The organism is Hymenobacter sp. YIM 151858-1 (assembly GCF_025979705.1).
In the GTDB taxonomy this organism is placed as follows: Bacteria; Bacteroidota; Bacteroidia; order Cytophagales; family Hymenobacteraceae; genus Solirubrum.
This window is the reverse complement of sequence record NZ_CP110136.1, coordinates 63855-76599: the sequence shown is the minus strand read 5'-3', so window position 1 is coordinate 76599 and position 12745 is coordinate 63855. Positions and strand designations below refer to the sequence as shown.

11 protein-coding genes are annotated in these 12745 nt (G+C 61.5%); 6 read left to right on the top strand and 5 right to left on the bottom strand.

From position 1 onward, the window contains the following. Positions 1–79 precede the first annotated feature (79 nt). Positions 80–1369, bottom strand: coding sequence for an isocitrate lyase (aceA, locus tag OIS50_RS00270; RefSeq protein WP_264692341.1), 1290 nt, complete (start codon positions 1367–1369; stop codon positions 80–82). Positions 1370–1586: 217 nt separating this feature from the next. Further along, a complete protein-coding gene (gene aceB / locus OIS50_RS00265; RefSeq protein ID WP_264692340.1) occupies positions 1587–3215 on the bottom strand; it encodes a malate synthase A in 1629 nt (542 codons plus the stop codon). A gap of 171 nt (positions 3216–3386) precedes the next feature. Between aceB and OIS50_RS00260 the strand changes: the two genes are divergently transcribed. Then, the gene (locus OIS50_RS00260; protein ID WP_264692339.1) at positions 3387–4865 is read left to right on the top strand and encodes a helix-turn-helix domain-containing protein; all 1479 of its coding nucleotides are present in this window, start codon (positions 3387–3389) and stop codon (positions 4863–4865) included. Positions 4866–5009: 144 nt separating this feature from the next. After that, positions 5010–6050 carry an endolytic transglycosylase MltG gene (mltG, locus tag OIS50_RS00255; RefSeq protein WP_264692338.1) on the top strand — a complete coding sequence of 347 codons (1041 nt, stop codon included), beginning with the start codon at positions 5010–5012 and terminating at the stop codon, positions 6048–6050. Here the strand turns inward: mltG and OIS50_RS00250 are convergent. Next, the gene (locus OIS50_RS00250) at positions 6047–7570 is read right to left on the bottom strand and encodes a hypothetical protein (RefSeq protein WP_264692337.1); all 1524 of its coding nucleotides are present in this window, start codon (positions 7568–7570) and stop codon (positions 6047–6049) included. The two genes, mltG and OIS50_RS00250, sit on opposite strands and share 4 nt — an antisense overlap. A 63-nt stretch (positions 7571–7633) precedes the next feature. Between OIS50_RS00250 and dtd the strand changes: the two genes are divergently transcribed. Both dtd and OIS50_RS00240 read left to right on the top strand, forming a co-directional pair. After that, a complete protein-coding gene (dtd, locus tag OIS50_RS00245) occupies positions 7634–8092 on the top strand; it encodes a D-aminoacyl-tRNA deacylase (protein ID WP_264692336.1) in 459 nt (152 codons plus the stop codon). A 12-nt stretch (positions 8093–8104) separates the two neighbouring features. Next, positions 8105–8431: a nucleotide pyrophosphohydrolase gene (locus OIS50_RS00240; protein ID WP_264692335.1), complete on the top strand. Its 327-nt coding sequence runs from the start codon at positions 8105–8107 to the stop codon at positions 8429–8431. Between the two features lie 211 nt (positions 8432–8642). Here the strand turns inward: OIS50_RS00240 and OIS50_RS00235 are convergent, their stop codons facing one another. Next, on the bottom strand, positions 8643–9383 hold the full coding sequence (locus OIS50_RS00235; RefSeq protein WP_264692334.1) for a 2-phosphosulfolactate phosphatase: 741 nt from the start codon (positions 9381–9383) through the stop codon (positions 8643–8645). A gap of 130 nt (positions 9384–9513) precedes the next feature. After that, positions 9514–10620, bottom strand: coding sequence for a glycine cleavage system aminomethyltransferase GcvT (gene gcvT, locus OIS50_RS00230; RefSeq protein ID WP_264692333.1), 1107 nt, complete (start codon positions 10618–10620; stop codon positions 9514–9516). A 159-nt stretch (positions 10621–10779) separates the two neighbouring features. Here gcvT and OIS50_RS00225 point away from each other — a divergent pair, with 159 nt between their 5' ends. Beyond that, positions 10780–11148 (top strand): CZB domain-containing protein, encoded by a 369-nt coding sequence (locus OIS50_RS00225; RefSeq protein ID WP_264692332.1) that lies wholly within the window; start codon positions 10780–10782, stop codon positions 11146–11148. A 23-nt stretch (positions 11149–11171) separates the two neighbouring features. After that, a complete protein-coding gene (locus OIS50_RS00220) occupies positions 11172–12704 on the top strand; it encodes a sensor histidine kinase (protein ID WP_264692331.1) in 1533 nt (510 codons plus the stop codon). Positions 12705–12745: the final 41 nt, after the last annotated feature.

The following is a 12745-nucleotide window of genomic DNA, read 5'->3' as shown; positions in this document are numbered from 1 at the left end:
TTGTTCACCCAGATGTCTCGCTTGCGCTCGACATGACAGGCATAGCGACACGACAGGCGGGACACCTAGGGCCAGCCGCTTAGTGATGAAACTGCGCCTCTTCGGTGGAGCCCACCAACGCCGCCGTGCTGGCTTGCCCGCTCGATACCACGTTCTGCACGGCATCGAAGTAGCCGGTGCCCACGAAGGCCTGGTGCTTCACGGCTTTGAAACCGTGCTGCTGCAGGGCAAACTCGCGCTGCTGCAGCTCGGAGTAGCCGGCCATGCCTCGGTCGCGGTAGGCCTGGGCTAGCTCGAACATGCTGGTGTTGAGCGCGTGGAAGCCGGCCAGCGTGATGAACTGGAATTTGAAGCCCATAGCGGCCAGCTCTTCGCGGAAAGTCTCCATCTGCTCCACCGTTAGCTTGGCGGCCCAGTTGAACGAGGGCGAGCAGTTGTAGGCCAGGATTTTGCCGGGGTACTTGGCATGAATACCCTCGGCAAATTGCCGTGCCTGCTCCAGGTCGGGGTGCGAGGTTTCCATCCAGAGCATATCGGCATACGGGGCGTAAGCCAGGCCGCGGGCAATGCAGGCTTCTACGCCGCAGCGCACCCGGTAGAAACCTTCACTGGTGCGCTCGGCTTCTTGCAGCACAAAGGGCTTGTCGCGCTCGTCGACATCGGAGGTGAGCAGATCGGCGGCGTCGGCGTCGGTGCGGGCCACGATGAGCGTGGGCACCCCCAGCACATCGGCGGCAAGGCGGGCAGCTACGAGTTTTTGTACAGCCTCCTGGGTGGGCACCAGCACCTTGCCGCCTAGGTGCCCGCACTTTTTGGCCGACGACAGCTGATCCTCGAAGTGTACGCCTGCGGCACCGGCTTCAATCATCATCTTCATCAGCTCAAAGGCATTCAGGTTGCCGCCAAAACCGGCTTCGGCATCGGCCACAATGGGCACCAGGTAATCTACGCCGCCATCTTTGCCTTCGAGGTGCTGAATCTGATCGGCGCGGAGCAGGGCATTGTTGATGCGGCGCACCACGGCCGGCACCGAGTCGACGGGGTATAGGCTTTGGTCGGGGTACATGTGGCCGGCCAGGTTAGCATCGGCCGCTACTTGCCAGCCCGAGAGGTAAATGGCATTGAGGCCGGCCTGCACCTCTTGCACGGCCTGGTTGCCGGTGAGGGCACCTAGGCCCGCCACGTAGGGCTCGGTGTGCAACAGCTCCCAGAGGCGTTCGGCCCCGTGCCGGGCCAGCGAGTACTCAATTTTTACGGAGCCTTGCAGCTTCACAACGTCTTCGGCGGAGTAGGGTCGCTCGATGCCCTCCCAGCGGGGGTTGGTGGCCCAATCTTGGTTGATGGCGGCAATGCGTTCGGCGCGGTTCATACGAGTGGTGTTTTGGATGTGGGAATGGAGAAATGTGTAAGCAATGCAAAGCCAGCCCGACGATTTTGAACGTCGGCTTGGGGTAAGCAGTGAGCAGAGGAAGCGTGCGATGTAGCGCGGGCTGCAATCCGCAGCCTCTGGGCAGTAAAGTCAATCATCCAGCGGATTGCCGGTTAACACCCAAGGCCGCGGACTGCGAAACCCGCGCTACGGTACGCTAGGCCAGCACTTCGTAGGCTGGCAGGGTCAGGAAGTCGGCGCAGCTATCGGCCAGTACCAAGCGGTCGAGCAGGTGCACGGCAGGGCGGTAGTACTCCTGGTAGGTGTCCTCTCCTACTTCGCGCCGCAGCTTTTCTACGGTGTCCTGCAGCAGTTCGCGGTACAGTTCCTGGGTTACTTCGCGGCCATCGGCCAGCACAGTGCCGGAAGTGTGCAGCCATTGCCACAGCTGCACGCGTGATATTTCGGCGGTGGCGGCGTCTTCCATCAGGTTGTAAAGCGGCACGCAGCCGTTGCCGCTAATCCAGGCGCCTAGGTAGCGCAGGGCCACATCAATGTTCTGGCGCATGCCACCTTCGGTAATGGTACCCTCGGGGGCTTGCAGCAGCTCAGCGGCGGTGGGCAGCGGCTGTTCGGAGCGGGGCTTGTCAATCTGGTTTGGCTGGGGCATCAGCTTATCGAACACCTCCAGCGCAATGGGCACCAGCGCGGGGTGCGCCACCCAGGTGCCATCGTGCCCTAGGGTAGCCTCGCGCACTTTGTCGTTGTGCACCTTGTCGAGGGCAATGGCATTGTCGGCGGGATTGTCCTTGATGGGAATTTGCGCGGCCATGCCGCCCATGGCGTGCACCCCGCGGCGGTGGCAGGTATCGATAACCAGGCGCACGTAAGCGGCCATGTTGGGTACCGTCATGGTTACCTGCGAGCGGTCGGGCAGGCGGTACTCGGCGCGGGCACCTAGGGTTTTGATGTAAGAGAAGATGTAGTCCCAGCGGCCGCAGTTGAGGCCGGCCGAGTGCTGGCGCAGCTCCCACAAAATCTCGTTGGTTTCGAAGGCGGCGGGCAGCGTTTCGATGAGTACGGTAGCCTTGATGGTGCCCTTCGGAATCTTCAGCTCCCACTGCGCAAACTCGAATACCTCGTTCCAGAGGCGCGCTTCCAGGTGGCTTTCCAGCTTCGGCAGGTAGAAGTACGGGCCGGTACCGCGGGCAATCAGCTCATGGGCGTTGTGGAAGAAGTACAGGCCGAAGTCGAACAGTGCGCCGCTTACTTCTTCGCCATCCACGAGCACGTGCTTTTCGGGCAAGTGCCAGCCGCGGGGGCGCACCAGCAGCGTGGCGGTGCGCTCGTTCAGCTTGTAGGTTTTGGCGGGCGTTTCGAGCGAAATGGTGCGACGCACGGCATCGCGCAGGTTTATCTGGCCCTGCACCACGTTGTCCCAGGTGGGCGAAAGCGAGTCCTCGCAGTCGGCCATAAACACCTTGGCTCCCGAGTTCAGCGCGTTGATGATCATCTTCCGCTCGGTGGGGCCGGTAATCTCCACGCGCCGATCGAGCAGGTCGGCGGGCAGTTTGGCTACCTGCCAGTCGCTTTCGCGCAGCTGCTTGGTTTCGGGCAGGAAATCGGGCAGCCGACCAGCCGCAAACTCGGCGTGGCGCTGCTGGCGGCGCTGCAGCAGCTCGCGCCGGCGGCCCTCGAAGTGGCGGTGCAAGGCAGCCACAAAAGCCAAAGCCGATGGCGTGAGCACTTCAGCATAGGCCGGCGTGCAGCGGCCCAGCACTTTCACGCGCTCGGGGCAGAGGTAATCAGTCTTAGGGGCAACGATCGGCTGATCAAGCGTTTCCATAGTGTTTTGGTTGGTGGGAGTGTGGGCGTGAAGATCTGTACCAAACATACGTGAGCGAATTGTTTTTGTCAAGCGAATTTTCGCTAAATGACAAAAATTAGCTTTTATGTTGATTTTCACAGCATCTGGCGCAGGTTTCGTTTCTTTGTTTTCTTACTCTCCACCGCTTGCATGCTCACTCACGCTCAGGTAGTCCGCTTAATTTTTGGTCTTAAGCTTCGGCAGCTCCGCCAAGAGCGCGGCCTTACCCCGGCCGCATTGTCGCAGGCCGTTGATGTGTCGGTCTCGTACCTGAATGAGATTGAGAAGGGCAAGAAGTACCCCAAAGCCGATAAGATTATGGCCTTTGCGCGGGTGCTGGGCGTGAGCTACGACGAGCTGGTATCGTTGCACCTAGGCAAGCGCCTGGCGCCTATTTCGGAGCTGCTGCAATCGGATGTGCTGCGCGAGTTTCCGCTGGACATGTTCGGGCTCGATCCGGCGCGGCTGATCGAGATGATATCCGACGCGCCCACGCGGGTAATGGCGTTTATCAGCACCATTCTGGAGCTGGCGCGCAACTACGAGATGCGGCAGGAGAACTTTTACCTGGCCGCCCTCCGCTCCTACCAGGAAATGCACGACAACTACTTCGACGACCTCGAAGATGCCGTGCGCAGCTGCGTGGCGCGCTTCCGGCTGCGTACCGAACCGCCGTTCGATATGCACCAGCTCGAAGACTTGCTCGGACAGGAGTACCACTACCTCATCGACCGCCACACCCTAGCCGAACACCCCGCGCTGCAGGAGCTGCGCTCGGTGTACAAGCCCGCGGCGCGGCGCCTGCTGCTGCGGCCGGGCCTTTCGCGGGCGCAGGAAATGTTTGTGCTGGGCCGCGAGGTGGCCTTTAACTACCTAGGGCTGAAAGAGCGGCCGTACACCAATGTGCCGTCGGCCACGCCGGGCTCGTTCGAGCAAGTGCTAAATCACTTTCGGGCTTCGTACTTCGCCGTGGCCCTAATTATGGAGGAAAGCCAGCTAGTGGCCGATTTGCAAGCCCTGTTCTCGACACCGCGCTGGAATGCCGCCTTGCTCCTTGGCTTGCTCACGCGCTACGAGGTGTCGCCGGAAATGCTGCTGCAGCGCGTTACCAACCTGCTGGCGCGTCACTTCGGCATCGGCAGCTTGTTTTTCCTGCGCTTCGACCAAGAGCCCGACGGCCAGGGCTTCCGCCTCACCAAAGAGCTGCATCTATCGCGCCTTCACAACCCGCACGGCAACGAGCTGCAAGAGCACTACTGCCGCCGCTGGGTAAGCCTGTGGCTGATGGAGCAGGCTCGGCAAGCGGGCAGCCCCGGCCTGCGCGTGGCCGCCCAACGCTCGCGCTACTGGCAAACGCCCGACGAGTACCTCTGCATCACCATTGCGCGCTACGATGCCTCGGGCCACGCCACCAGCGTAACCGTGGGCCTGCCCGTCGACGACAACCTGCGGCAGAAAGTGGCGTTCCTGGCCGACGAGTCTATCCCGACGCGTTGGGTAAACGAAACCTGCGAGCGGTGTTCCATTCCGGATTGCGAAGTGCGCGCCGCTCCGCCCGTGAAGATTGTGGAGCAACAACGCAAAACCGAACTGGCCGCCTCTATTGCGGCGTTGGTACAAGGCCCGTAAGCCCTAGGTGGGTTGTAGCTCCGGCATTGGCCGGAGCTAGTTGACGATGGTAGTACACGCGATTGAGGCGACGCACGCCGCTAACCTCTCCCCTAGGTCGCGTAAGTTTTCTTTTGATTGGCTTACCCAAAGAATAAATCTGCTTTGCTGTGGCGCCGCGTTGGCTGGGCACTGTTTGTAGTGCTGCTGATTGCGGGCGGCATTGCGCTGTATGGTGCCTGGCGCGTGCTGTGGCGCCCCAATGTGGAGCCGTCGCCGTTTGGCCCGGCTTACCTCTACATCCGTACCGGCGGTACGTACCAAGATGTGCTCGACTCGCTCGAACGCCACGAGCTGCTGCAGGAGCCGGCCACCTTTGCGTGGCTCGCTGAGCGCAAAGGCTACCCCGCGCAAGTGCGCCCCGGCCGCTACGTGCTCGAGAGCAACCTAGGCAACGCCGCCCTGCTCGATAAGCTGATGCAAGGCCAGCAGGATACCGTGGAATTTGTGCTCGATGCCTTCAAGTACAAGCCGCAGCTGGCCCGCCAGATGCAACGCCAGCTCGAAGCCGACTCAACGCAATTGCGGCGCCTGCTGAATCGGCAGGCCAATTTGCAGCGTCAGTACCGCGTGGATACCACCACGGTGCTGACGCTGTTCATCCCGGGCCGGTACCGGTTCGTCTGGAACACCTCGGCCCGGCAGTTCCTCGACAGCATGGCGGCGCACCACCGGCGGTTTTGGTCGGCGGAGCGGCAGCGCCGGGCCGATTCGCTGCGCCTCTCCCCTGCCGAGGTGCACGTGCTGGCCAGCATTGTGCAGCGCGAAACCGCCAAGCCCGAAGATAAGCCCGTAATTGCCGGTGTGTACCTCAACCGCCTGCGCCGCGGCATGCGCCTGCAAGCCGACCCCACGCTGCTCTGGGCCATCGGCAACTTCGGCGTGAAGCGCGTGCTCAATAAGGACAAACTGGTTGATTCGCCTTACAACACCTACAAGCACAAAGGCCTGCCGCCCGGCCCCATCACCTCGGCCAACCGCCAAAGCCTTGATGCAGTGCTGAAGCCCGCCCAACACGACTACTTGTTCTTCTGCGCCCGCGCCGGCGGCAGCGGCTACTCCGATTTTGCCGCCTCCTACGCCGAGCACAAGCGGAACGCCCGCAAGTATCAGCGCTGGCTCGATAGCCTCCGGATTAAGCGCTAGCGCGGCTCCGGAAGCGGCAACGCGCCTAGGTCGATCAGGCGCAATTGCAACGTATCGCGGGCGGCTTGCTGCTGGCGCTGCAGCGTGGCTTGATAACCTAGGCCGGTGTACTCGGAGTGCTCGAGGTAGATGAGCGGCGAGCGGAGCAAGGGCTCGGGCCAAGCCGCCACGTACGGCACGCGGCGCAACGAATCGAACTGCTGCACGCCGGCTACGCGGTAGTAATCATCGAGCAGCAGGTAGCGGTAGCCTTTCTGGCGCAGCGCGGTTAGCTGCCCTAGGTTGTTTGCGCCGGTTACAGCAATGCCATGCTCGGCGGCCGCAGGCGCCAAGCTTATGCCCACGGTAGTAGCTACTCGTGTAATCTGCTGCTGCTTGAGCCACGCCGCCACCTGTGGGTAGCTAGATGGCGCGTAAGCCAGCACCTGCCGCTGCACCTGCCAACCGTTGTAACCTAGGGCCAGCACCGGCAAACCCAGCGCTACTCCACGCGGCCACTTTTGCAGCAGCAGCACGGGCAAGGCGTACATCGGGATGTAGCCAAACAACAAGCCCCGCGGCGCCTTTATCAGCAACGACATACCCGCCAAGGTGCAGGCGGCCCACACCAGCAAATACGCACCAATGGTGGTTGGCCGTTGGCGCAAATCGGCCCCAAACCACACCAGCGCCATGCCTAAAGCCGGCAACAGCAACGGCGACTCGAAATCGGCGAGGTAGCGCAGGTAGTAAGCAAAATCGACCTGCACGGTACCTTGACGACCAGCCGCATTGGCCGCCGCCGGAAACATGATGACGAAGTACACCGCTGGCCAACGGTACAGCGGCACGCCCGATATCAGCCAAGCCAGCACCCCGAGCACCACAAAGGGCAGCGCCACTACCAGCAGCAAGCGCCACCAGTTGCCCTTGCGCCACAACAGCCCATCGGCTTGCAGCAGCTCGAGCACCAGCAGAATGGGCGCGGTGAGCAGGAATTTGTAGTTGATGGAGAGCCCCAGGGCCAACCACAAGGCGGTGCGTAGCAGATTGCGCTGAGTGGGCATTTGCAGGCGCCGCCAATGTGCCCGCATCAGGCCAGCCAAAGCCAGCAAGCTAAGGGAGCTCATGGTGAAGTCGCGGCCCGAGAACGTCAGGAACACCGACGAGCCCGCCAGCAGCACCAGCAACGCCGTTTCGGGACCGCGCAGGCGCGCTGCCCGGGCTATCCACTGCGTCATCAGACCTAGGGCCGCTACGCCCACCAAGGCATTCAGCACCAGGTACACGCGGTAGTCGGTGGTAAGCCACGTAACGGGCGCGAAAAGCAGGTAGAACCCCGGGCTGCCGTGGTGGAAGATGTGCCGCCAATCGAGCTGCGCTACTTCTTGGATGATCTGCCAGTTACGCACCGAGTCGTAATCGGGCAGGGCTACTGCGGGCAGGTGCCACAGCCGCAAAGCAGCCACCAGTAACAGGGCTGGCAGCAGCCAACGCAGGTAAGCCGATGCGGAAGACGGAGTAGCGGATGGAGACGACACGTGGGCGAAGATGGGCATTTGCTGCCTTTCTTTGCGGCTCTTGTTCGCCTTTACCTCCTCCATATGCGCGTAGTTGTGCAGCGCGTCGCGGAAGCTTCGGTTACCGTCGACGGCGAAATCACGGGCCAGATTGGCTCCGGCTTGCTGGTGCTGGCCGGCTTCACCCACTCCGATGGTGCCGCCGAGCTCGATTGGATGGCCCGCAAACTGGTGCAGCTCCGCATCTTCAACGACGACGAAGGCAAGATGAACCGCTCGGTGCAGGATGTTGGCGGCGACTTGCTGGTGGTAAGCCAGTTTACGCTGCTGGCCGATGCGCGCAAGGGCACGCGCCCGAGCTACATTGCCGCCGCGCCGCCGCCCGTTGCTATTCCGCTGTACGAGCAGTTTGTGCAACAACTCGAGCAGTTAATGGGCCGCCCCGTAGCCACCGGCCGCTTCGGCGCCGACATGAAGGTGCGCTTGCTCAACGACGGCCCCGTAACCATTGTGCTCGACACGCCCAGTTCCAATAACGCTTAAACCCTAGGTGCCATGACCATCGAAGAAGCCCAACAAACCGTTGATCAGTGGATACAGACCACCGGCGTGCGTTATTTCAACGAGCTAACCAACATGGCTATGCTCACCGAAGAGGTTGGCGAGGTGGCCCGCATCATTGCCCGCCAGTACGGCGAGCAGTCTTTCAAACCCTCCGACCGCGACAAAGTATTGGCCGATGAGCTAGCCGACGTACTGTTTGTGGTGATTTGCCTAGCCAACCAAACCGGCGTCAACCTCACCGAGGCCCTGCAGCGCAACCTCGAAAAGAAAACCCAGCGCGACGCCGACCGGCACAAGCAAAACGAGAAACTGCAGTAGCCGCCGTAGCGCGGACTTTGCAGTCCGCGTCCACAGATAGTAACTTCTTACCCCAGCAGCCGCCAACGTTTAGCGCGGACTTCAGTCCGCGTTTGACAGAACGACTGGTAAAGCAGGATTAGCTTTATACAACAACGGCTCGGTGCCTATGCTCCGAGCCGTTTGATTTTACTATCCGTGGACGCGGACTACAAAGTCCGCGCTACAGCGGCTACACTCGCGCTACTTCGGCCTGCAGTGCTACCAGCCGGTCTTCCTTCCAGATGGGCAGCACCGCGGGGTACTCATCCACGCGCAGGCAGAACTCAAAATCCTTGTTAGCCTCGAGTGAATTGAGGCGCCGCACGTGGGCCGATTGCAGCAAGTAACCGTGCAAATCGGCTTTGGCTTGCTGCCAGAGGTGCAGCGCGGCAATCGTAGAATCGGAACTGCTCACGTCGAATGTGTCGCTCAGACGCTCGGCCAAGGCGCCGCCGAATACCGTGTCTTCTAGGCAGAACTTGCCCTTCCAACCGGCGCACACCACTACCACGTCCTTCTGCTGCGCACGGGCAAATTCCTCCACGGCCCCTAGGTTCAGGAAGGCGCCCACCACCACGGCATCGGCCGCGAGCGAGCGGCGCAAAGCCTGCGTGCCGTTGGTGGTGCTGATGGCTACGGCGCGGCCCCGCACGGGCAGCACGCCATCGAGGTAGCCGAAGGGCGAGTTGCCTAGGTCGAAACCTTCGGCGGCACGGCCGTCGCGCTCGGCGGCAGTGAGGCAGCCGTGTTGTTCACCTAGGGCTTGGCACTCGGCCAGCTCCGCCACCGGAAACACGTGCGTAACGCCGCTGGCCAACGCCGTAACAATGCTGGAAGTAGCGCGCAGGATATCAACCACCACGGCTACCCGACCGCGCAAGTCGTACAGCGGCAGCAGCTCGGGCGAAAAACAGATATCAACAGAGGGCATGGATTCAGTTGTCAGTTGTGTGTCATCCTGACGAAGGAAGGACCTTATCACGTGAGAACGACCTAGGAGCAGGTAGTTGCTATCAGGCGTGAAAAGGTCCTTCCTTCGTCAGGATGACAGATAAAAACTACTACGCTTCCTCCGTGCCTTTCACGAAGGGCAGCTTGGTAACGGTAGCCGGCAGGTTTTTGCCACGCACTTGTACAAAGATTTTGCTGCCGGGCGCGCTCAGCTCGGTGGCCACGTACCCTAGGCCAATGCCTTTGCTCATGCTCGGCGACTGCGTGCCCGAGGTAACTTCGCCAATCTTCTCACCGGCTTCGTTTACCAGCTCGTAGTGCGCGCGCGGAATGCCGGGGCCGTCCATCACGAAGCCAACCAGCTTGCGCTGCACGCCTTGCTCCTTCTGCTGCTTCAGAGCTTGGCTGTTGGTGAAGTCCTTGGTGAATTTGGTAATCCAGCCCAAGCCACCTTCGAGCGGCGAGGTGTTGTCGTCGATGTCGTTGCCGTAAAGGCAGAAGCCCATTTCGAGGCGCAGGGTGTCGCGGGCACCTAGGCCGATGGGCTTCAGGCCGAAGGGCTTGCCGGCTTCCAGAATCTTGTTCCAGATATCGGCGGCCGCTTCGTTGGGGATGTACAGCTCGAAGCCGCCGGCGCCGGTGTAGCCCGTGGCCGAGATAATCACGTTGGGGTGGCCGGCAAACGTGCCCTGCACAAACGAGTAGTACGGAATCGACTTCAGATCCACGTCGGTGAGGCTTTGCAGGGCATCGGCGGCTTTGGGGCCTTGCACGGCAAACAGGCTGATCTGGTCCGACACGTTTTCCATATCGGCGCCGAACTCCTGGTTGAAGCGGCTGATCCAGTTCCAGTCTTTCTCGATGTTGGAGGCGTTTACCACCAGCATGTAGTCTTCGTCGGCCAGCTTATACACCAGCAGGTCGTCAACAATACCGCCTTGCTCGTTGGGCAAGCACGAGTACTGCGCTTTGCCGTCGGTGAGCTTGCTGGCGTCGTTGCTGGTTACGCGCTGAATGAGGTCGAGCGCGCGGGGGCCGCGCACCCGAAACTCGCCCATGTGCGACACGTCGAAAATGCCCACAGCCCGGCGCACAGTGTGGTGCTCGTCGAGGTCGGAGGAGTAGCGCACGGGCATGTTGTAGCCGGCGAAGGGCACCATTTTGGCGCCGAGTTGCTGGTGCACGTCGTTCAGCACGACGGTTTTCAGTTCGCTCATGTCGGTGGGAAAAGCTTGCGGGAATCGGTGGGAATAAGCAACCCGGCAACCTGGGCTGCCAAGCCGGCGCAAAAGTAGCCGAAAACCCGCGCCGCCCAATCGAGTATCTTTGTCGTAGAAGGGCTAGCAGCCGCATGCGCGCCTTTCAGCTACTATCATATGAGTGAAGACATCAAGCGGGAGATTAACGCAGCCCGACTCAAGCATATCCTGTTTAAAGCCAAATTGCGCTCCTTCTTGTACGGCAGCGGCACCGACGAGGCCCCCGTGCGCGACCCCGACGTGTGTGGCCTAGGTCAGTGGATCAGCCACGTAGCCCTGCCGCAGTTTGGGCACATGCCCGAAACCCAAAAGCTCGACCGCATACACCGCCAATTGCACCAAATGGCCAACAAGCTGATGGACCTGCGCCAGGCCGGCCAAGCCGAGCAGGCGCAGCGCGGCCTCAGCGACATCAACCCCCTTACCGACGAGGTATTGGAGCTGATCAATACCATTGAGCGAAAGTTGCGTAAAGAGGGCGCTTAGCGCCTTGGGCGCCGCCTCGTAGCATGAAGCTGAAGCTCTCCACCCGCCTGTTTATCGGCTTTTTAGCCATTGCGCTGCTGTTCGTCACGGTAGTTATCGTCAACTATCAGCTCTCGCGCAAGGTGCTGCGCAACTCCGAGCGCATTGCCCAGTCGCAAAACCGCACGGCGCAATCCACGCGCATGCTGCGCCACATCGTGGATATGGAGTCGGGCTTTCGGGGGTACCTGCTGATTGGCAATGAAGGCCTGCTCGAATCGTACTATGAGGGCGAGCGGCAGCTGCTGGGCTCGTTTTCGCGCCTGCGCGATGAGTTTGACCCCGACGACCCACAGTACGCCCGGCTGGTGCGGGCGCAGGAGCTGTACGAGCGGTGGTCGGCGTACTCGCATTTGCTCGTGAGCGAAAAGCGGCAGGCCCGCCTGCGCAACGCCCGGCAAGAGGGCATCGAGGGAATGGAGCACCGCAGCCTGGTAGAAGACAAAACCGGCAAGCAGCTGATGGATCAGATTCGGGTGCTGTTCCGGGGCTTCGACCGCGAAGAGCTGGCCTCGCGCGATAAGCAGCGCGAGAAACTGGCCGACAGCATCCGCGAAACGCGCATTATCTCGGTGGCCCTCACCATTCTGGCGCTTATCCTAGGTCTGATCGGGGCCATGATCATCACGCGGCTGCTGGCCGGGCGCATCAACTCCATGGTGCAACTGGCCACGCGCATTGCCAACGGCGAGTACCACGTGCGCCTGGCCGACGACGAGCAGGACGAGCTCAGCGAGCTGGCCACCTCGCTCAACTCCATGGCCGGCACCATCGAATCGACGATTTCGCAGCTGGAGCGCCGCAACCAGGAGCTCGACCAGTTTGCCTACGTGGTGTCGCACGACCTGAAAGCCCCCCTGCGCGGCATCGAAAGCGCCTCCCACTGGATTGAGGAAGACATGGGCGATACGCTGCCCGACCACATCCGGGAGTTTCTGGTGCTGATGCGCACGCGCGTGCACCGCATGGAAAACCTCATCAGCGGCATTCTGGAGCTGGCCCGCATTGGGCGGGTAAAAGAGGAGCAAGAGCGCGTAAACCTGCGCGAGCTGCTCACGGAAATCATCGACTCGCTGGCGCCGCCCGCGGGCTTCCGGATTGTGCTGCCGCCCTACCTGCCCACGCTCACAGCCTCGCCCGTGGAGCTGCATCAGGTGTTCAGCAACCTCATCAGCAACGCCCTCAAATACCACCACGACCCCGCCAACGGCCTGGTGCGCATTACCCTGCGCGAAAACCCCGAAGAGTACACCTTCGCCGTAGCCGATAACGGCCCCGGCATTGCGCCCGAGTACCACGAGCGGGTGTTTGTCATTTTCCAGACGCTTACCGAGCGCGACACCCTCGAAAGCACCGGCGTGGGGCTGGCCATCGTCAAGAAAATCATTGAGCGCCACGGCGGTACCATCCGGCTCGAGTCGAGCGAGGGAGCGGGCGCCACGTTTACGTTTACCTGGCCGAAAACCTCGGCAGCACGCATTGCAGCCAACCAGCGGGCAAAAAAGGTTATCCCCTAGGGCAAAACGCCGTATAGGACGGTTGCCCCTCCACCAGGTTG

Excerpts from the sequence above, each read along its gene's own strand:
- aceA (WP_264692341.1), bottom strand. The coding sequence starts at position 1,369 with ATGAACCGCGCCGAACGCATTGCCGCCATCAACCAAGATTGGGCCACC.
- aceB (WP_264692340.1), bottom strand. The coding sequence starts at position 3,215 with ATGGAAACGCTTGATCAGCCGATCGTTGCCCCTAAGACTGATTACCTC.
- OIS50_RS00260 (WP_264692339.1), top strand. The coding sequence starts at position 3,387 with ATGCTCACTCACGCTCAGGTAGTCCGCTTAATTTTTGGTCTTAAGCTT.
- dtd (WP_264692336.1), top strand. The coding sequence starts at position 7,634 with ATGCGCGTAGTTGTGCAGCGCGTCGCGGAAGCTTCGGTTACCGTCGAC.
- OIS50_RS00240 (WP_264692335.1), top strand. The coding sequence starts at position 8,105 with ATGACCATCGAAGAAGCCCAACAAACCGTTGATCAGTGGATACAGACC.
- OIS50_RS00235 (WP_264692334.1), bottom strand. The coding sequence starts at position 9,383 with ATGCCCTCTGTTGATATCTGTTTTTCGCCCGAGCTGCTGCCGCTGTAC.
- gcvT (WP_264692333.1), bottom strand. The coding sequence starts at position 10,620 with ATGAGCGAACTGAAAACCGTCGTGCTGAACGACGTGCACCAGCAACTC.
- OIS50_RS00225 (WP_264692332.1), top strand. The coding sequence starts at position 10,780 with ATGAGTGAAGACATCAAGCGGGAGATTAACGCAGCCCGACTCAAGCAT.
- OIS50_RS00220 (WP_264692331.1), top strand. The coding sequence starts at position 11,172 with ATGAAGCTGAAGCTCTCCACCCGCCTGTTTATCGGCTTTTTAGCCATT.